Annotated in this window: 14 protein-coding genes; all 14 read right to left on the reverse strand. The window is 42.0% G+C overall.

Annotated features, from left to right (window positions below):
- Window positions 1-85 precede the first annotated feature (85 nt).
- Entirely contained in the window at window positions 86-1,105 is a 1,020-nt protein-coding gene (locus MKX41_RS20080; protein WP_340972789.1) for an endo-1,4-beta-xylanase, read from the reverse strand.
- A gap of 28 nt (window positions 1,106-1,133) precedes the next feature.
- Window positions 1,134-2,666, reverse strand: coding sequence for a glycoside hydrolase family 43 protein (locus MKX41_RS20085; protein ID WP_340972790.1), 1,533 nt, complete (start codon window positions 2,664-2,666; stop codon window positions 1,134-1,136).
- Window positions 2,667-2,713: 47 nt separating this feature from the next.
- Window positions 2,714-3,616 (reverse strand): carbohydrate ABC transporter permease, encoded by a 903-nt coding sequence (locus MKX41_RS20090; RefSeq protein ID WP_340975000.1) that lies wholly within the window; start codon window positions 3,614-3,616, stop codon window positions 2,714-2,716.
- A gap of 59 nt (window positions 3,617-3,675) precedes the next feature.
- The gene (locus MKX41_RS20095; protein WP_076285296.1) at window positions 3,676-4,644 is read right to left on the reverse strand and encodes an ABC transporter permease; all 969 of its coding nucleotides are present in this window, start codon (window positions 4,642-4,644) and stop codon (window positions 3,676-3,678) included.
- Between the two features lie 84 nt (window positions 4,645-4,728).
- Window positions 4,729-6,432, reverse strand: coding sequence for a sugar ABC transporter substrate-binding protein (locus MKX41_RS20100; RefSeq protein WP_042191712.1), 1,704 nt, complete (start codon window positions 6,430-6,432; stop codon window positions 4,729-4,731).
- A 115-nt stretch (window positions 6,433-6,547) separates the two neighbouring features.
- Complete coding sequence (locus MKX41_RS20105) at window positions 6,548-8,086, reverse strand: response regulator transcription factor (protein ID WP_340972792.1); 1,539 nt, start codon at window positions 8,084-8,086, stop codon at window positions 6,548-6,550.
- 15 nt (window positions 8,087-8,101) lie between these two features.
- On the reverse strand, window positions 8,102-9,907 hold the full coding sequence (locus MKX41_RS20110) for a sensor histidine kinase (RefSeq protein ID WP_076285332.1): 1,806 nt from the start codon (window positions 9,905-9,907) through the stop codon (window positions 8,102-8,104).
- Window positions 9,908-9,935: 28 nt separating this feature from the next.
- Window positions 9,936-11,465 carry a response regulator gene (locus MKX41_RS20115; protein WP_340975003.1) on the reverse strand — a complete coding sequence of 510 codons (1,530 nt, stop codon included), beginning with the start codon at window positions 11,463-11,465 and terminating at the stop codon, window positions 9,936-9,938.
- A 201-nt stretch (window positions 11,466-11,666) separates the two neighbouring features.
- A complete protein-coding gene (locus MKX41_RS20120) occupies window positions 11,667-12,722 on the reverse strand; it encodes a bifunctional transcriptional activator/DNA repair enzyme AdaA (RefSeq protein ID WP_340972794.1) in 1,056 nt (351 codons plus the stop codon).
- A 7-nt stretch (window positions 12,723-12,729) separates the two neighbouring features.
- Window positions 12,730-13,518, reverse strand: coding sequence for an isocitrate lyase/PEP mutase family protein (locus tag MKX41_RS20125; RefSeq protein ID WP_340972795.1), 789 nt, complete (start codon window positions 13,516-13,518; stop codon window positions 12,730-12,732).
- A gap of 159 nt (window positions 13,519-13,677) precedes the next feature.
- Window positions 13,678-14,604: an EamA family transporter gene (locus MKX41_RS20130; protein ID WP_339267131.1), complete on the reverse strand. Its 927-nt coding sequence runs from the start codon at window positions 14,602-14,604 to the stop codon at window positions 13,678-13,680.
- A 243-nt stretch (window positions 14,605-14,847) separates the two neighbouring features.
- Window positions 14,848-17,505, reverse strand: coding sequence for a copper amine oxidase N-terminal domain-containing protein (locus MKX41_RS20135; RefSeq protein WP_340972797.1), 2,658 nt, complete (start codon window positions 17,503-17,505; stop codon window positions 14,848-14,850).
- A 190-nt stretch (window positions 17,506-17,695) separates the two neighbouring features.
- Entirely contained in the window at window positions 17,696-19,753 is a 2,058-nt protein-coding gene (locus MKX41_RS20140) for an iron ABC transporter permease (RefSeq protein ID WP_340972799.1), read from the reverse strand.
- Window positions 19,754-19,761: 8 nt separating this feature from the next.
- The gene (locus MKX41_RS20145) at window positions 19,762-20,784 is read right to left on the reverse strand and encodes an ABC transporter substrate-binding protein (protein WP_042191724.1); all 1,023 of its coding nucleotides are present in this window, start codon (window positions 20,782-20,784) and stop codon (window positions 19,762-19,764) included.
- Window positions 20,785-20,951: the final 167 nt, after the last annotated feature.

Below are 20,951 nucleotides of genomic sequence, written 5' to 3' on the forward strand. Positions count from 1 at the left end.
TACTAATCTATCAACGTATAAATAACCCGCCCTTAATCGATATAAGGACGGGTTCACAGTTCATTATTTGAGCAGCTTGCCCACTCTATGATTTCGTGGCAGAGGTGATAATTCGATGGAAAGCTGGCTTCGGCTTATGCCCTTCATCGAATAGGAACGGCCAGTTCTTCCGCCCACGAACAGGGAAATCATCCAGCCAGGTATAGTCATCCGCTGCTCCCCAGAACGTAACCGAACTAATCACGTCCCGGTATTCTCTCAGCAGTGCGAACATCGCTTCATATCGATCTGCTTGAAGCTCGAGCAGCTCAGCAGGTACTGTCTTTAAGTCCATTCGTCTATCATCGAAACGGAACATGGATACATCCAGCTCTGTCAGTTGGAGCTGAAGTCCTAACGATGCATATTTTTCGATCGCTGCACGAATATCATCCAGACTAGGATCGTATAAATTCCAGTGTGCCTGCAATCCGACGCCATGGATCGGCACGCCTTGTTCCAATAGCGACTTCACCAGTTTATAGATTTTGTCACGCTTTAATGGATGGGATTCGTTATAGTCATTGTAGAATAATAATGCCTTAGGGTCAGCTTCATTGGCGAATTCAAACGCTTTGGCGATAAAATCCGGGCCAACAATGTCGAGCCACTTCGAATGGCGAAGAAGCTCTTCTCCTTCATCGGCTATAACTTCATTGACAACATCCCAAGCATAAATATCATCCTTATAACGTCCTACAACGGTCTGAATATGTGATTTGACTCGTGCAAGCAGAATCTCTTTGCTTACAGGTCCTCCGCCCTTATCCTCAAACAGCCAGTCCGTTGTCTGGTTGTGCCAAATCAAGGTATGTCCGCGCATCGCCATATGATGTTCCCTGGCGAAGGCAACCAGATGGTCTGCTGCCCTAAAGTTATAAGTGTCCTCAAGTGGATGCAGACTTTCAAATTTCATCTCGTTCTCAGCGGTAATACTGTTGAAATGATAAGCAAGCAAATGCTCCTGTGATTGGATAGTTAATGGGTTGACGGCTGCGCCAATCTTGAAATCCTCTGCGAACACTGTCTTTAGTGCAGGCTCTGTAAAATCACTAGCTTGTCTCAACAAGTTCCCTCCTAACAAACGCTATTCATTATGACCGATAATCGAACCAATCAAAGTGGGCAGGTACCTCAGCTACTTTACCATGACCTGTCGCATATAAGCCAACAAGAACACCTGTAAATCCATTTCCTTTTACGGCCTGTGGGGATAATGGGTATGCTGCCGCTGTAGATAGCTTATTCCATTCCTGCCCATCCAAGGAGAACAATAAGGTATATTCGGTAAGCTCCGCCTGTATTTTCAGATAAATTCGCTCAGCTGTAATTGGTACTTCTGCTTCTACACGGGTTATTCCATCAATAGTTAATTGTGCTGCAATGACTCTGTGGCCATCTTTTTGCACCAAGCCAACCTCATAATGTGCATGCTCATCCAATCTAGCACAAAGTCCAGCCTCTTCACCGTCCACGGTAGGGTTAAAATCCAGTAATGTACTCCATTCTGCTGAAGTATGCTGCTGTCTTCTTCCTATAAAGGCCACCTGTCCTATATCACTGAGACCCTTAGATTGACCCCAAAGAGATAACCATCCCGGGCGTTCATTTAGAGACCAGCTTGCCTCAGCGGGATTACGAAGAAAGGTCATTGCGAACGGTAATACATCGTCTTCAAAGTCATACCTTCCGCTTAGCGCAGGCTTTGGTGATTGACCCGGTACACGCGGAACCTTCATATCCACTCCTACGATATCTTCGTTATTATCAATCATCGGCCATCCGTCTTCATTCCACGTTACAGGGGCAAGAAAGGTCTCTCTTCCTAGCACTGTATAATTGGAATCTACTAGACGTACTCCAAGGAATACGGCCCACCAATCCCCGTTACGATCTTCGATCAGATCAGCATGTCCTAGATACTGAATGGGACTATCAGTCCCGCGATGGGTCAATATCGGTTGTTCTAATCTTTCAAAAGGACCGTAAGGGGAGGAAGAACGACCGATAATTTCTCGGTGTTCCTTTGCCGTGCCGCCTGAAGCAGACATGATATAATACATTCCGTTAATTTTGTACAAATGTGGTCCTTCCGTCCAAGGTCCACCATCCCCAGTCCAGATGACAACAGGTTCTGTTAATTCTGCTCCTGTAGCAATGTCTATCTCATATTGAATAGCGTGGGAATCATAATCTGCTCCCTGCTGAGTGGTTACATATACCTTTCCATCCTCATCAAACATTAGGGAAGGGTCAATTCCTCCATAAGGAATACTAATCGGGTCTGACCACGGACCCGCTGGGTCCGTGGCCGTAACATAGAAATTCCCCTTCCCGTGTATTTCGGTCGTTATCATGTAAAACGTTCCTTCATGATACCGGATGGTTGGAGCAAATATACCTCCAGAGCTTTTGCTCTTACGTGTATCTAGCTGACTTACACGATCTAATACATGACCAATTTGTGTCCAGTGAATCAAGTCCTGGCTGTGAAAGATAGGCACCCCAGGAAAATATTCGAAGGAGCTACACACCAAGTAGAAATCATCCCCTGCTCGAGTGATACTAGGATCTGGATAAAAACCTGGAAGTATTGGGTTCGTGTATGTGATCGGAGATTGGGTCATAATTTAACAAACAACCTTCCTATTCCTTAATAGTGATTGCAAACTGCTTATTCCTTCACGCTTCCCACATTCATTCCAACTACAAAGTACTTTTGCATAAATGGATAAACTAGCAAAATTGGAACCGAAGCAACGATAGTAACGGCTGCACGAATGGACTTTGGAGTAACCATTGACCCCGCTGACTCTGCAGTTACCCCTGCCCCGTTAGCTACACTTGCGCTACTGTTCGCATTCATACTAGATTGTATTAGTTTCATTAATTCATACTGCAATGTACTCAAGTGCTGGCGGGAAGAGGTGTAGATAAAAGCATCAAACCATGAGTTCCATGCACCTACCGCGACAAAAAGGGCAATGGTAGCAAGAACAGGTTTACATAAAGGGAAGACTACTTTCATAAAAATCTTGAATTCCCCGGCACCGTCGATTCTCGCGGATTCCATAAGACTTTCATGTAAGCTACCAATATAAGTACGGATGACGATCATATTAAATGCACTTATCATAGTTGGTATTACATATACCCAAAACGAGTTTAGCAAATGAAGATCCTTAATTAGGAAATAGTTTGGAATCAGACCCGCATTAAAATACATGGTTAGAACGAAAACAAAGGTAATCTGCTTGCGGAAAACATATTCTTTCCGGCTTAAAGTATAAGCAAGCATTGTGGTTAAAAATAGATTCAGGATCGTAGATATCACTGTTCGTGCTACCGAAATCCAAAAAGCAGGAATAATTGTACCAGAGGCAAAAACGGCTTTGTAGTTCTGTATAGTCCACTCCCTAGGCAATAGATAAATGCCTCCGCGGATGGTATCATTCCCCTCATTTAAGGAAACTGCTATAGTATTCAAGAATGGATACAAGGTAACAATGACTAGACATAACATAAAGATAGTATTGAAGGTACCGAACACTACTGGTTCGATCCCTATAATTCTCATACGTTTTCTACTATTACTTTTTGGAGATTTCTGAGGTATTAATTGAGTTTTTTCCATGATTATAACAGCCTCTCTTCCCCTAGCCGCTTCGAAGTCCAGTTAGCTAAAAGCAGCAACGTTACACTTACGACTGTTTTAAATATGCCTCCCGCAGTGGCTAAGGAGTAATTCCCTTGCCCAATCCCGTATTTCAATACAAATATATCAATCGTATCCGACCAGTCTACAGTAAGCCCGTTCCCTAACAAGTACGGAACCTCAAACCCGACATCCAGTACATGTCCTATGGACATTATCATCAGGATTACAATGGTTGGTTTAATTCCCGGCAATGTTACATTGAACATTTTTTTGTACCGGTTAGCCCCATCAATCTCAGCAGCCTCATATAAAGCTGGATCTATAGAAGCCATAGCAGCCAAGTAGATGATTGTACTCCATCCAACCTCTTTCCAGACGGTTGAAGCACCCACAATACCCCAGAAATACTTCCCTTCACTCAACCAAAGGATTGGTGAATCGATAAGATGTAATTTCATGAGCACGATGTTGATAATCCCGTCGTTAACCGAGAGGGAGACACCTACAATCCCTGTTACAATAATCCAGGAAAGAAAGTGAGGTAGGTAGGATATGGTCTGCACGGTTCTTTTCCAAAATACATTTTTGATTTCATTAAGAAGTAAGGCCAATGTTATCGCGGTTATAAATCCTAGAAAGAAATTAATTAATCCCATAGCCAGTGTGTTTCGTAGTACCCTTAAAAAGGTATCATCCGTAAATAGAAACTTGAAATGTTTCAAGCCGACCCATGTCTGTTCGCCAAATGCCTTAGCTGGTTTATAATCCTGAAAAGCCATTGTCCATCCCCAAACAGGTACGTACGCAAATAGTACAATATACAGCAGCAATGGAACTGACATCCAAATCAGCTGTTTCTGATTCTTAATCAAGGTCATAGTAATCGGTTGCTTCTTTTTTCTTTTAGGATGCCGGTTAACTTTTTTTCCCGTTAAAATCTCATCCATATATTTTCTCCCCACATCATCCATATATTTCAGAAAGTGGTTGGCTAATAAGCCACCACTTTCTGATTTTTAAGCAAGCTCTAACTATTTAACACTCCAAGTATCAAATCTCCATTTAAGCTGTTCATTGATTCTGTCTTCGTAAGCTTTAATATCCGCTTTATGAAGTTCTCCAACAAATTCAGTCCAAACTTTATCGAAATCGGAAGGGCTAGCCAAGATTGCTTTTGGCAGGTACTTGGTCTTAACTTCTCCCATCTTCGTATCGGCAATTTTTGCTGGAGAATTTTCAACAAGATCTATCGACCAAGCAGGATAAGCCACTGGGTTCGGTCCAGGCTTACTGAAGAAATCTACATAACTGTTGAATCCATATGCGTCAAGAACTTCCTTGTCATACGCTTCCAACCCTGCTTTATATTCTTCTGGTTGGGCTGCCGCATCCGTTGAGTTACCGTCTGCAAAGTACCCTTGCATTTTCGGAGCGGTAGCATACCAAGCTTCTGCTTTGTTACTTAGCTTCCATGTAGCATCAACTGCGTTATCCCGTTGCTCCTGGTTTCTTATAAAGCGACCGTCTACCACTTGATAATCTTCGCCTTCAATCCCCCAAGTGAGGGTTCTTTGCCAATCTTCTTGAATCAATGTGTCCATAAGTTTAAGGATTCTCACTGGATCCTTAGCATTGACAGTAATCCCGAATCCATTATTCAAGTTAAGAGCAGGACGATCCAGATAATAATCTTTGGTGTTAGTATCATACACAAGAGGCAGACCTACATAAGTGCTCATATCTTTCCCTTGTGTCTTGAGTGAATCTTCTGCTTTACCAAAGTTCCAGTGCTGATCAAACATTCCCAGTACGGCTCCGCTAGACAATTTAGCTAAATATTGGTCATAATCCATTACAAATGCTTCTTTATCAATAATACCCAACGCATTCATATCATTAAGTTTTTTATAGTACTGCTTTGCATAGTCTTTATCCGCAAAGATTTCTGCTACGTTATCCTTAACTACTACTCCGCCATCATTAGGATGACCGATCAGATGCTGAGGAGCGTTAAACAATCCCCAGTTTCTCCAGTCTTTGTTATGAATCTCAAACCCAATTGTTGGTTGACCATCAATGGTTGGATTTTTCTCTTTATATTTCACGATAAGATCGAAATACTCGTCCAAAGTTTTAACCGTTGGATAACCGGCATCTTTAAGTACAGCTTTCTGAATCCAGAAAGCTGGGCCAGAGTAATAGGTTGTATTCATCTCACCATTGTACGCACCATAGTTTGGAAGTGTATAAATGTGTCCATCATTGGGATCCTTCATCATGTTCCAGTAAGCTGCGTAATGCGCTTTCAAATTCGGAGCGTGTTCTTCAATTAAGTCCTCGAGAGGAATAAATGCACCTGCTGCCGTCAGTTGGGTATTGGAACTCATCAGATCTGGATAATCCGAACCGGCAATCATAACGCCAAGCTTCTGTTTAAGGTCTCCAGCCAAGAATTCAAAATTGAATGATGCGCCTGTTTTTTCTTTGATCATCTTGTAAATTTTGTTATCTGGTGTGGGTTGCTGACCTGCTTCTCCAAGAAAGATACTAACTTCAAAAGGCTCTACCTTCTTGTCATCGGTTCCAGCTGCAGTTGCAGCTGTTGTTTCTGCCGGTTTGTTTTCCCCCTTAGCAGTATTACCGCTGTTATTTCCACCGCACCCTGCTAGAGCAAAACTTAGGGATAACACAGCAATCAGACTAAGTTTGAACTTTGATATTGACTTGCCCCCCATAAAGCACCTCCATATTTTGTTGGTGTAACCATATTGTAAGCCCTTACAAGTTAAATTATAGAGGTGATGATGCCATTGATAATACACCAGAACTAAAGGTGTACCCCCAAAAAGTTTAGGTATTCGTATGTTTAAATTCATTAGGGCTCATCTTCATCTTCTTTTCAAATTGTTTGAGAAACTGACTATAATTGGAATACCCTACTTTCTCGGCGATCTCACAGTTTTTCAGCTTATTGTGTTGAAGTAAACGCGCAGATTCCTTAATCCGGAGGTCATGCAGCTGCTCATTAAAATGAATGCCATTCTTCTTGATCAATAATTGTCCCAGATACACTGGATGCAGGAAGAATACCTCCGACAGCTTTTTAATTGTAAGATTTTCGTGATAATGCGCTTCAATATAGTTGTTGATTTCCTGTACAATCCCCTGTGATTTTTGGATTTGTTCTTTTAGAAGAATATCAATACTCGCCTCACCACATGATAAAAGATTACGCATTAAATCGTTCAACTTCATCATCGAGTCCCGCATTTCGGGGATTGTTATTTGGGTTAACAAGGAGGATACCTGAACTTCACTAGCTTTCGAAGTAAACTCAACGATCTTATACATAATATGAATAACGATCTTCTTCACAACCTCTGGAGCGATGCGCATCTCACGAAAACTGCGAGAGGCCAAGCCCACAGCTTGTTTAAAGCCTTTTATGTCCAGTGTGTTAATGGGTCTCATTAAGTCATCCATCAGTTGAATTTGATCATAGTGATAGCTGAAGGGACTATCTTTGGTTCCCTGATAGGTCAAGAATCCTGAATGATCCGAATTATAAAAATAATACATTAACGCTTCCTTCGCCGTTCGGTAGCTATTCGCAATTTGAAGCAAAGAGCCCTCGCTATCCCCTACTGCAATATACATGGCTTGCTTAGGGTGTTCATTCAGCAAGGGAGCTACTGCAGGATATATTGCGGCACCCTCATCAGACTCCGAAGGATAGCCGTATACGATTCCAAAGCAAAAAGCCTCCAGATCGATCAGAAACATCGATTCCGTATTCGTTAGGAGAGCTACTGCTTTCTCTCTGATTTCCGTATACATCGTCGGGTCTGTCTGTAGTAAACAAATATTCCAAAGGCTTTTGCCTTCCGATAGACGTGTAAGAACTGTAAAGTCTGACTTATCTTCTGCCTTCTCATTCAGAATGCTCTTAAGAAGAGAGACAACTTCCTCTGAGTTTGCCATTTGATTTAAGCTTCGCTTCTGAGTTTCCTGTTCTAATTCCCGATATATCTCCTTCAATTCTTCTGACGCCTCTTCTTTGAAAAGCGGTTTCATCAGATAATGGTTAATGCCATAACGTATAGCTGTCTTAGCATATTCAAACTCACTATAACCGCTTAGTATGGCAAACTTAATCGGTTTAGTCTCCTCTTGCTGCCAGGCGGAAACCATTTCCAGACCATTCATTAGCGGCATATTTACATCTGTAATGACAAGATCCGGCAGTAGCTGCTTTATTAACTGTAAGCCCTCTTTGCCATTACTGGAGGTTCCACATACTTCAAAGCCAAGCGCCTGCCAGTCTATCCATAGCTGCATCCCCTCAAGAGCACTAGGCTCATCATCGATCAACAATACTTTGTATTTCATAGGCTCCCTCACCTTCTAGCTATTTTTTCGTTCCAGGAGCTTTAGCGGAATGCCAAACGTGACAACAGTCCCTTCATTCGGGACACTGCTGATTTCAAAGCGAACCTGATCTTCATAATATAGTTCCAGTCTGCGATACACGTTGCGGATTCCGATATTCGTTCCTGAGGAGGCTTCTTCATTTTGAACATTAAATAAAATTTCTTTAAGCTGGCTTGGTTCGATCCCTTTGCCGTTATCTGAAATCGTAACTTGCAAACGACCATCCTCGATTTCCGTCTTTACTTTAATGATACCGAGTCCTTCTATGGCCTGCAGACCATGCTTACAGGAATTTTCTACTAACGGCTGCATGCTTAGCTTTGGAATTTTATATTGCAGCGACTGCTCATCGATCTCAAATTGATAGTCAAATTTATCTCTGAACCGGAATTTTTCTATTTTCAGATACATCTCAATGAACGTCATTTCTTCTTCCAATGTAACGAGATCTTCTTTCCAGCTAAGTAGTCTTCTGAGCAACTTGGATAAACTCTTAATGATGTCTGTAACGTCCGAATAATTATTTTTGGTACAGACCACTAAAATGGCATTTAAAGTATTGAAGAGAAAATGGGGATTCATCTGACTTTGCAAAAAATTCAGTTCAGCCCTTACTCTTTCCATCTCCAGGTTATTCTTTTGAATCTCTAGTTTGTATACATCGTTAATTAGAGAATTAATTTTAGTGGTCATTCTATTAAAGTTGTGAATCAAGTCACCAATCTCATCTTGTCCTTCATCGATTTGAATCAGATCGAATTTCTCATTCGTTACTTTCTGCATATGCCTAGACAATCGTTTCACCCGATAATTGTACGATCTTAACATCACATATAAAAAGGCGGTTGTGAGCAAGGTGACAATGGACGCCAAAATACCCGCATAAATTCGAATCTCCATAATCGCCTGAGCAATACGCTCCCCTTGCGTAACCCCTATAATTCGCCAGCTTTTTATATAACTAGCCCCGCCAACGGGTACAATATGTATGTCTTCCTTGTGCTCATCATCCTGAAGCTCGAACACAGGATAAGGATCCTTCGTACCCCTCTGATACCCGCTCTGAGCAGACATAATGATTTCATCCTGCCCGTTAACCAGGTAAAGACTCAAATAATCCTTTTCTCTAATTATAATGTCATATATTTTACTGAGATCCAGGTCAATTCTAAGCAGCTTCTCATAGGTATTCAGTGAGCTGTATACATCCATTCGCTCAATTACACTTAAATACGGGGCATTAGAAGCCACATTAGGCGCTGCGCTCATTTGATAAGCAGCAAGAAACATATGTTTATTCGCAGCACTGAACTGCTTATACCACTCACTCTCCCTTACCTTGTCCGTGATGACCTGATAGTTACTACCGGAAACAATGGAGTCATTATTCGTAAATACAGTAATTCGTTCAAGTTGATTGTTAACTGGCATATAACTGTTCATCCGATCTCGAAGCTGTTCGTCGAAGGTGTCATAAAATTCAATCAAGTTCCCATACCTCCGCTCTAGCAATTCATACAGATTCTTATCCGAGGACAGCGTATAACTAACTGCTACTCCACCCTCAATGAAATCTTGAATATCCTTTCTGGCCCTCTCTAAAGAGATTTCTAAGTTTTGCTGTTCTCTGGATTTGATCAAATCGGAAATCCGATCCAAAAAAACAAGGTTAATAATAATAATAGGGAGTAGAACGCCTATAACGTAAATGAGGGAAAATTTGTAGTTCAGTGGAATGTCATTCACTACTTTTCTAAATCTGAATTTTTTTCTCTCCATACGAAACACCTTGCTTCCCCTAGAGCTATTAGTTTTTATTTTCATTTTTATAAACCGATGGGACTACCCCTACAATCAGCTTGAACTTATCAATAAAATAGTCTGTGTTTGAGAATCCCACCTGCACCGCAATATCCGATATTTTCAGCTGCGTTCGCTTAAGCAGACTTTTGGCTTCCTCAATCCTTTTGGCATTTAAATATTCACTAAAGCCCTGCCCCGTTTGTTTCCTGAATAGCTGTCCCAAATAGGTAGAATTGATATGAAATTGCCGTGCTAAATCCTGAAGCTTCAATTTATTCCGAAATTCACGATCCACACACTGAATCACCTTGTAAATCGTATTTTGTTCATTCTGCTGCTCTAATTCAGATAGATAGACCGTCGCCAGCATACATAGACTTTGAACATAGCGGCTTAATGCAAAATAATCATTTAATTCCCCTAAATTTCCATATTCTTGCTGAATCTTTATCATCATCGTATCTGGAGTACCATTCATTTGAGCTATAAGTGTACAAATTGTAAGCTCCAAATGAGCCACTTGGGCTTGCACGATTTCAATCGTCAACAGATTCTCTACGAAAGAGGCGAACGCTTCTTTTACACAAGGTTGTATCTGTTCTAAATCATTTGCCAGGACCTTATCCAGCAGCTGTTTGAAGTGATCCTTATGGTGTTCCTTCTTCTTTAGAACCCTAAGCTCGCTATAATAAAAGATCCCCCTCTTCTGCTGATGTGTCTTTCGTTTCCATACATCAAGTGCTTGCATATAGATTTCTCGAATCGAACATATGCCTACCATTCTAGTGCTAATCGCCAGGAGTACCGGTTCATGTAAATGTTCAGCGATATCCGAACGAATCTGGTTGACGATAGCGTCCAGACTCTCATTCCCAATAGAAGCAGACTCAAGAATGATCCCTGTTCTTCCCGACCGATCCTGAAAGAAACGGGTACATTCCTTGGGAAAATAGTCGACGATCCGTGAATGCAATGGATTGATAGACATGGCTGGTTCGATAAGAATACACATTATCTCTGCATTCGCTTGAAGCTTCAACGTGCTCTGGGTTAGAAGCTCTAAATTTTCGTTATACTCGCCTTGTATTAGGCGGTTGACGATATTATTTACGACAAAGAATTGCTTCTTATCAAGCTCCTCATTGGAAGCGATTTCATTTTGGATCATAGGCGTAATCCTGCTTAATAAGGACTCTATTTCTTCATCATCAATAGGTTTTAATAAATAGTCATTCACTCGTTGCTGCAATGCCGTACGTGCATATTTAAAGTCATCATACCCAGTCAATACCACAAATTTCGGAGGCTTTGTCATCACTTCATTCAATTTTGCGATAAGCTCGAGACCGTTAATAACCGGCATATTAATGTCCGTTAGGACCAGTTCCGGTTTATATTCTTGTATAAGTCTCAATGCTTCTGAGCCATTATGGGCTTCCGCGCACACTTCAAAGCCATATTTTTCCCAGTCAATCATCGTTCTCAGCCCTTCAAGCACCCAGGGCTCATCATCCACGATCAGAACCTTCAGCATGATGTTCACTCCAATCTCCTAAGATAAGGCTCGCTTTCTTATGAAAATATATATTATGCTAACACAATTGGATATTGTTGTGAATTCATAATTTTCCCTTCTTTTGCTTAAAACAGTACTTTTAAATCTGGTAAAAGCATAAAAAAACGACGTATCCAGACTTTCAGACACATCGAGTTCAGTATGTTTTTAGTTAATAAGCTACCTTCGAATAAGGTTATTCTCGTGATTGATTAACCATTCTTTTCTTGCAATGCCGCCGCCGTAGCCCCCTAATTCACCATTACTATTGATCACGCGATGACACGGAACCAAGATCGATAATTGATTCGCTCCATTAGCTCTGGCTACAGCTCGACAAGCCGAAGGGTTGTTTATGTTCTCTGCAAGCTCCTTGTAAGAGACCGTCTGGCCTACAGGAATTCTTCGAAGTTCATTCCATACCTTTTGCTGAAAATCAGAGCCTAAATAACGAATCGGTGATTTAAACACCGTAAGTTGCCCTGCGAAATAAAGAGTTAATTCCTCTTCAATTTGCTCTAGCACCGGTACTTTTTCAGGCAAAACAGTTGCATTCAAGCGAGTACGTAATTTCTTAATTTCGTTTTCAAGTCCCTTTCGATCCACAAATTCCAGCAGTAAAAGGCACTCTTCATCTGAGATCGCAAGCATAGACCCTAATATCGTTTCTATCCAGGTACAGTACAGCACTTTAATCTGCTTGGAGTGATTCGGGACCGTTCCCATCGTTCTTGAAAAAGCATCCCTAAACCCATTACTCGAATCATACCCGCTGTCCAGTTGTACGTTTATGATAGAATCCCCATTCCTGATATGTTTGAATGCCAGCCCTAAACGTCTGGAACGTGCATATTCAATAAAGGTCATCCCAAATTGCTTCTTAAATTGCCGGCGTGCTGTATTTGCACTTATCGACAGCTCATCAAAATCTTTATCGGTCCATTTTCTTTCCGGATTACGCTCAATAGCTTCGACAAGAAGCTTTACTTCTAAGGACATTTTCGTGGGATTAGACAAAGGCTGGCATCTTTTACAAGGTCTATAAGACGCTAACAAAGCTTCTTTGGCTGTTGCGAAAAACTCACAATTTTCTTTATAAGGCTTTTTAGCGGGGCAAGTTGGCCTGCACATAATACCTGTTGTTTTTACGCCGACAAAAAATACACCTTCATAATTGGAGTTTTTTTCGACTAACATCTCATAATATTTATCGATTTGCTGTTTATTAGTGATCATAGTGTCGTTAGCTCATTTCTGAATAATGTACAGGTATCTGCAGAATAGCCCGAGCATCTTCTTGAAGATTATGCTGTGCTTGAAAGTAACTATACGGTCCATAGCTAATTCTTTTTACGCCAAGCTCTTGCAATTCAACATTTGAAATCATACCATCCATTACCATAACATTTACAGGCAGTGGTGACTGCTGCACAAAATATTCAATCAAGTTTCGATCGGTGAGTCCCGGTATAAAAATTCCATCCGCTCCAGCAGCAGCGTAAGCACAGGTACGCTCAATTGCTTCATTCACTAAATCCAAAGAATGCTCCCCATTTTTGAAAAAGAGATCGGTTCTGGCGTTAATAAACACACTTTTTTGAAGTTTGGCTGCCACTTGCTGTATAGTTCGAATACGATGACTTTGTTCCTCGATTGCCCATAATTCATCATTCGGATGATTCACCTTTTGATCCTCGAAATTGATCCCACATATATCTAATTGGAATAATTGTTCTATGTTATTGGCTAAGGACTCTACATCTACAGCATACCCACCCTCAATATCTACCGTCAATGGCACAGATACATGTTCTGCTATTCTCGTAACAGCCCACAGTAGCTGCTCAAATGAGAGCTGTTCACCATCCGAATACCCCCATGCATCCGCCATAGCGAAGCTGCTTGTGGCTATAGCCTTTGAACCGGCTTTTTCTATCGCTTTAGCCGAAGCTACATCCCAGCAGTTATATAGCATTAGCGGATTTTCTTGATCGTGCAAAGACTTAAAATAGTCATAGTCATTTCTGTTCATCAGTGGTCATCTCCATTAAATAGAATAGCACCACTATATAATAGACAATGATTCGCCATACCAGAAAAATTAACACCAATCTTTTTTCGCAAAAAAAAACACCGATTGATGATCTCATCCTATAAGGACCTGATCATACCATCGATGTTAGTATACAGTTTAAAGTTCTACCTTACGGAGTGATGGTTTGGAGGAAGGTTTAGGTGACTTTTTCCCTGTTCGCATCGGTATGATTTGTGGTGCAGCAATTCCGATCAGAACAACGAAAATTCCAACCCAGCGAAGTAGGGATACTTCTTCTTGCAGGACTAACACGGAGGCTACAACAGCTGCCGGCAACTCCGCCGCACCAAGAATCGTTCCCAGACCTGATCCCAGTTTCGGAACACCAATAGAAAAGAAAAGCACAGGAATAACTATACCAAGCAACCCTAAAGGAAGACCATACTTCCAAAGTCCATCTGTAAGTGCTCCGTCATAAATAAAGGAAGGGGAAAAAACAACCATAATAATAATCATTGCACTTGTAGTCATATACAAGCTTTTATTCACAGCAGGTACCTGCGTAGCCACTCTCCCACTGACAAAAATATAAAAGGCAAACGACACCGCAGACATCAAACCGAAAACAATACCACTCGTAGTCATTTCGCCTACACTAGGTTCTAGAATCCCCCCAGCTAATATGGTTCCTATCAGAAGGATAACCATTGAAATTATTTTCTCTCGACTGGGCCATTTTCTATCTACAACAGCCTCCAGAATCACACCAATCCAAGTAAATTGGAATAAGAGAACGATCGCAATCGAAGCAGGTAATTGTTCAACGGCAAACCCATAGAAAATACCCGTCATACTAATGGTAATCCCCGCGCCTAATAACGAAGCACCTACCTTTAATCCGAGTTTTTTCCGGGAAAATAATACAACTAACAAGAGCAGCATGCACCATCCAAAAAAGTATTGCGCCCCGACCAGTTGCTGCATTCTAAATCCATCGTTCATTCCAAGCTTGACGATCGTTGACAGCGATCCATAACTACATGCTCCTATAAATACTAGTAAAGCATATTTGAGTAACTTCATATTCATCGTAATCTTCTTTCCTTTCTGTTGAACCGTCCTATTGAACCGTCCAAATCACATAATAAAGCCCCTTGTCATCGAAATGACAAGGGGCGACTGAAACCAAAGAATACATCTTTGACAAAATTCCGCCACTCCATCCACTGGATAGAGTTTGGTTTATTTACTTATAACAATACGAATTATAATATGATAAATCACACAGGGTGTCAACTTGAAATGTTTACAATAACTTTATTTCGGTTATATTTCAAACTCTTCTGTTGAATTTGAAAGACCACCATTCTGTACACCACTATTATTGGCTACAGCAAGAACATACACCTTATATTTGACACCTTTAACAATTGAATCTCCGTTTACATCCCTAGTCGCAGTGAATATTGAAGGATTCGTCCCGTTAGGGGTTACAGACGTATAATACGAGGATCTCACCTCAATAGCATCCGCAGAGCCAAACCCTTGTTTGGAAGGAACCACCAATACTCGATATTCAGAAATATTGGACTCATTGGCTGATTTTACGAAACTAATCAGGATTCTCCCATTCTCCTCTTTATACGTTACATTGGTTACAGAGCTCACTGGGCTCTTAGTCGTAGACAACGTAATAACCGATGACTCCCAGGACAAAGCATTTGGACCGGCATAATTCCCACTACCGACAGATAACACATACACTTTATAGCTGGTTCCATCCTTTATCAAATTGCCACGTACGTCTCTGGCTGAGGCGTCTAAGACTTGACTCGTACTGTTGCCTGAAGTACTTACCAAAGTGTAGTTGGAACTGGATACATTATTTGCTTCGGATAGGCTGAAGCTGCTGTAATAGGACGTAGGCACCACCATAATTCGGTATTGGTTAATGTACGTTTCATCTGTGGCATGGCTAAACGACACCTTTAGATCCCGGCCATCGCCATAGTCATTTACATCGCTGACACTCAAGTTTGTAACGGCTTTTACGCTAGAATCATTCAACAAAGTAATGACCGATGAAGCGGAAGAGAGCACATTCGAATCCCAATAAATCCCGCTTCCGATGGTTAACACATATACTCTATAGCTAGTTCCATTCTTTATCGAAGCTCCGAGAACGTCTCTAGTTGACGAATTCAATACCTGACTGGTAGAAGACCCAGATGTACTCACCGATGTATAGTTGCTACTTGATACATTATTCGCTTCAGCTAAACTAAAACTACTATAATAGGATGTGGGTACTACCATAATCCGATACTGGCTAATATAGGTTTCGTCCGTCGGATGAGTGAAGGACACTCTCAAATCTCGGCCATCACCATAGTCGTTAACGTCACTGACACTCAAGTTTGAGACGATACTCACACTAGAATCATTCAACAACGTAATGACCGATGAAGGTGACGAAAGCACATTGCCAGTATTACTGCTTCCAATAGATAAAATATATACTTTATAGTTGACTCCATTCTTTATCAAAGCTCCACGTACATCTCTGGTTGATGAAGTCAATACTTGATTGGTTGTAGTACCTGTTGTACTCACTGCTGTATAGTAGGCACTCGATATATTATTGGCTTCAGCTAAACTAAAGCTACTGTAATATGACGTCGGAACTACCAGGATACGATACTGGCTAATATAGGTTTCGTCCGTCGCATGAGTAAATGACACCCTCAAATCTCGGCCATCATTATAGTTGTTAACGTCGCTAACAATTAAGTTAGAAACCCCTATGTTGGACAGCGTAATTGCAGATGAAACAGAAGATAATACATTATTTGCTGCATTACTGCTATCAATCGCCATGACAAACACTCTGTAGTTCACGCCAGTTTTAACAAGAGCTCCGTCCACATCTCTGGCTCCTGAAGATAAAATTTGCGTGATATTATTTCCCGTCTTGCTGACTAACGTGTAATTAGCACTGGTCACATTATTTGCTGTAGCTAAATTAAAATTCGAATAATTAGTAGCTTTGACAACAAATATCCGATAAGAACTTACCTTCGACTCATCTGACAGCTTATTGAAGCTGACCGATAAATCTCTTCCATCTCCATAATCGCTTATATCATTTACTTGTACATTATTTATTGCCGCTACAGTCTTATTCACTAGTGTCATAGTGGAGGAACCACTAGAAAGTGCACTGGCGTTACTTCCTTTGCCAACCGTCAAGACATAAGCCACATACGCTTGATTACTCTTAATTGAATCACCATCAACAGTCCTCGAAGCAGAAGTTAATTTAATCGAAGGATTAGTACCTGTTGGTAATACCGTAGAATAATTGTAAGAGGTTATCGATTGTGCGGACGACAAGTTGAGAATATTCCCTGATTTCACAATCAAAACACGGTAATGATCTACTAGTGATTCATTTGCCGCTCGAGTGAAACTAACCTGAAGATCACGACCATCACCGAAATCACTCACATCCTGCGCTACTACGTTGGATACTGGGCCTACATTTCCAACGTTAGAGGCTGAAGTCGTTATAGTTACAACTTGCGTCTTGGGGTTCCATCCTACTTCATGGCCCAGTGCTTCACTGACGAACCTGGTTGGGACCATCGTTCTCCCCTTCAGATTCAAACCAGGCACGTCTAGAGTTACAGCCTTATTGTTAATGGTGGCGGTCTTTGAGCCAATCTTTAACATAATCGTTGTATCATCTTTAGTTGCAGTTACAGTTTGTGCTTTTTGATTCCACTTGATGGTGGCATTAAAGGCTTCAAAAATAGCCCGCAACGGCACCATCGTCCGCCCATTCACCATCACCGGTGCTTGATCTGTAGACAATCGAACCCCGTCAATAATAATACTGATCGGAGTAGCAGCCTTTACAGATGATTGAAACATCATCGGAAAGACTACTAAAACTACTAAAATTGAAATCCATAACTTCTTCACAGATCCACCCTCCTGGAATGACGAATACATTTTTTACCTACTCATCTGACGCTTCTAAGTATATAAAAGTTTCATGATTTATAGGTTACAAAAAAATAATCTAGACACCCATCAATCCATGATGAAAGATGAGCTAAGCACTCAGAGAAATAAAAAAGAGAGAGCGGTATTACCGCTCTCTCCCCAAGATTTACATCTTTCTGACTTGCGACCGATACATTAAAAATAGGAAATACGGAGCTCCGATCAACATTATTATAAGACCCGATGGGATTTCTTTCGGTGCCATTATGGTTCTTCCCAGCGTATCCGCAATCACGAGCATCAATCCGCCAAGTAATCCTGACAGAACAATAGATCGTCTCGTGTGATGCCCAATCATCATCCGTACCGCATGCGGCGCCATAAGTCCGAGAAACCCAATGGTTCCTACACTTGCAACGGCTCCTGCTGCAAGCATCACACCGATAATCATCGCCCAAAGCCGAGTTCCGCGAACGGGCAGGCCCAGACCTGTTGAACTCTCATCGCCAAATGCTAGTAAATCGAATCTACGTCCTAAATAATAAGCAAAAGGAACGAGTACAATCAAAAAGATAAACAAGCTATTAAATTGATTCCAGCTTCGTCCGTAAGTCGAACCCGTTAACCAAATTAAGGAGCTGCTGCTCCATAAACTGCCCTTGACGATCATAACCTGTATTCCCGCAGAGGCAATGGCTGATACAGCTATTCCAAGCAGAATAAGGACAGACGGATTCAAGGCTCTACGCCATGCCATAACAAACACAAAGGCTGCAGCTAGAGCACCACCCGCAATTGCTGCAATGGGGACCGCTATTACCGTCAGTGCCGGAAAAGCGATCATCACAGTTAGCGCCCCCAATCCAGCACCCGAGGTCACACCAATAATGGAGGCATCAGCCAGCGGATTTCGGACAGCGCTTTGAATCAAGACACCGCTAATGGCAAGCGCTATACCGCCGCCAGCCGCAACAAGTGTACGAGGAAGTCGTAAATTCAACAGGACGGAATAAGATCCATCTCCGCTGTAGATAAGACTGCTCAGTAGCTCGCTAATCGGTATTCTCGTTCCCCCAAATGACAAACTCACAAGGATAACCGCAACGAGCAGTACGGTCATGGTTATCACTGCCGGAACAAAGCGCATCCGAAGCGCAGTTCCACCTATATTCATAGATGACTGACCTGAGCCTGAACTCGATATATTCTTCATCTTGGTGAGCACCAGCCATATGAGCCAAGGTGCTCCAATAATCGCCATAACCGCCCCAACTGGCATCTCACCTACACTGCTACGAACCATACGCGCAAGCGTATCCGCTGCCGTAATGAGCAGTGCTCCCCACAGCGCACTCGCAGGAATAAGCAGGTGATGCTTTCGGATACCGCTAAGCCGAACCAGATGAGGAGCCACCAGACCAACAAATCCGATCGGACCGACCACGCTGACCACGACCGCAGCCAACAATACAGATAAACCTAGACCTAACCCCCGTGTCAATCCAACACGTTGCCCGAGTGAACGAGCAGTGGACTCATCAAGCTCCAACGCGTCAAACTGCCTACCTGCGAGCATAGCTGCTATTAGCAATGGAATAACAAAAGGCCAGGCATACTTAACACCGTCCCAATCTAGCTGAATCAGTGAGCCTGAGCCCCATAAAAATAGGTTTTGCGTTTCGTTCTTGTTAAAAATATGTAGGGCCGATGTAAACGCGCCGAGAACCATAGACACGATCATACCTGATAAAGCTAATCGGACAGGCGTGGCCCCCTTACCACCACTCAACAAATAGGCAGCCAGTGCAGCAAGCAGCCCCCCTGCTACTGCAAGCAAAAATGGGAACTCATGCTGCAAAGCTGGAAAAGTAACCATACCTAGGACAACCATAAAATAAGCTCCAGCATTAATCCCCAATGTATCTGAGGAAGCAAGCGGATTCTTCGTTATCGTTTGCAATAATGCTCCAGCCGCAGCTAGAGCGGCCCCAGCCAGTAGGCCAATCACCGTACGCGGCATCCGGATATCCCAGAGCAGATTATGTTCCATCACATCCTGACGATTTAGCAATCCCTCCAATACCATAGCTGCAGGGATTTTGGCTTCACCGAAGCCTAGGCTTAGAATGGACAGAACAAAGAGGGCGGCAAGGCCGCCCCCAAATATTCCAATGATTCGCCAAGTCATTCCGCTTGAGGCTTCTTTGCTGCTCTTCCCGTTCATAAAAGCACTCATTTCGTTAATGTATTTATAACTTCATCCACGATAACTTTGGAGGATATCGGACCGCCGAACACCCAAGTAGTACTGCTCAATCCGAAGGTACGATTTTCTTTCACAAAGTTAAGGCCGTTCCACACGGAATTATCCTTCAGCTCTTTAGTGAAAATATTATCATCCTTCTGGACGATATACATCAGGTTAGTATCCTGAACAGCCGGCAATGCTTCAACCGTTGATGTAGTGAAGCCGTAAGCTTCGAATTTTTCGGGTTTCCAGTCGTTCTTCAAACCAATTCGTTCCAATGTTTGTACAGCAAGTGAGTTATCTGTAAAAAGACGCAATGTTGCCGCATTCTGATAGCTGTAAGCTTGCGTCAGCACGTAATTCAAGCCTTCTTTACCTGCTTCAGCCAGCTTTGCCTTCGCTTCCGCATAATGTGCATCCAGGTCAGCAAGAACCTTGTCGCCTTCCGCGGTTTTACCTACAGCCGCTGCAATCGTTTTGAAAGTATCTTCCATCAACGTATACTGATTGCCTTGTCCTTCTTCCGGATACAGACCGAAAATCAGTGTTGGAGCGATGCCTTTTAATTGATCATAAATTCCTTCGTGTCCACCCGTATTCGCAATAATCAAATCTGGCTTTAATGAAGCAATGGTCTCTAGATCCGGCTCGTCGCGTGAACCAACATCCGTTACGCTTGCATCGAGTGGCACTTCAGAAGTTACATATAACTTGTAGTTTTCGTTATCGGCATTCCCCACCGGCTGCATTCCGAGCGCAATAATATCTTCCGTAAATGTCCACTCCAGAACTACAACCTTTTGCGCAGGCTTATCCAGCTTAACCTCGCCTTTAGAATCTTTTAATACGATCGGACCGCTTGTAGATTCACTACTTGCGTTTTCAGAAGCTGGTTTGTCATTTGCTCCCGTGTTTGATGTTGAATTATTCTTTTGGTTAGTACCACAGCCCGATACTACCAATATGATAGCAATAACCATAAATAAACTAATTAACCTTTTGTGCATTCTCTTTATCCCCCTGTATATAACGCTCGAAGTTATATTCTATGATAATTGTTATCATTCTATTGATAATGATTATCATAGATAACATAATAGTTATCTTATACGTGATTCCACCGAAAGTCAAAGTTAAAATTTAATATAGCTGGACTTTTTTCTAAAAAAAAATC

The organism is Paenibacillus sp. FSL R5-0475 (genome assembly GCF_038004585.1).
GTDB lineage: Bacteria > Bacillota > Bacilli > Paenibacillales > Paenibacillaceae > Paenibacillus_AQ.

Bases quoted from the DNA above. Each gene is read 5' to 3' on its own strand.
- MKX41_RS20085 (WP_340972790.1), bottom strand. From the start codon at position 2,666: ATGACCCAATCTCCGATCACATACACGAACCCAATACTTCCAGGTTTT.
- MKX41_RS20090 (WP_340975000.1), bottom strand. From the start codon at position 3,616: ATGAGAATTATAGGGATCGAACCAGTAGTGTTCGGTACCTTCAATACT.
- MKX41_RS20095 (WP_076285296.1), bottom strand. From the start codon at position 4,644: ATGGATGAGATTTTAACGGGAAAAAAAGTTAACCGGCATCCTAAAAGA.
- MKX41_RS20100 (WP_042191712.1), bottom strand. From the start codon at position 6,432: ATGGGGGGCAAGTCAATATCAAAGTTCAAACTTAGTCTGATTGCTGTG.
- MKX41_RS20105 (WP_340972792.1), bottom strand. From the start codon at position 8,086: ATGAAATACAAAGTATTGTTGATCGATGATGAGCCTAGTGCTCTTGAG.
- MKX41_RS20110 (WP_076285332.1), bottom strand. From the start codon at position 9,907: ATGGAGAGAAAAAAATTCAGATTTAGAAAAGTAGTGAATGACATTCCA.
- MKX41_RS20115 (WP_340975003.1), bottom strand. From the start codon at position 11,465: ATGCTGAAGGTTCTGATCGTGGATGATGAGCCCTGGGTGCTTGAAGGG.
- MKX41_RS20120 (WP_340972794.1), bottom strand. From the start codon at position 12,722: ATGATCACTAATAAACAGCAAATCGATAAATATTATGAGATGTTAGTC.
- MKX41_RS20125 (WP_340972795.1), bottom strand. From the start codon at position 13,518: ATGAACAGAAATGACTATGACTATTTTAAGTCTTTGCACGATCAAGAA.
- MKX41_RS20130 (WP_339267131.1), bottom strand. From the start codon at position 14,604: ATGAAGTTACTCAAATATGCTTTACTAGTATTTATAGGAGCATGTAGT.
- MKX41_RS20140 (WP_340972799.1), bottom strand. From the start codon at position 19,753: ATGAACGGGAAGAGCAGCAAAGAAGCCTCAAGCGGAATGACTTGGCGA.
- MKX41_RS20145 (WP_042191724.1), bottom strand. From the start codon at position 20,784: ATGCACAAAAGGTTAATTAGTTTATTTATGGTTATTGCTATCATATTG.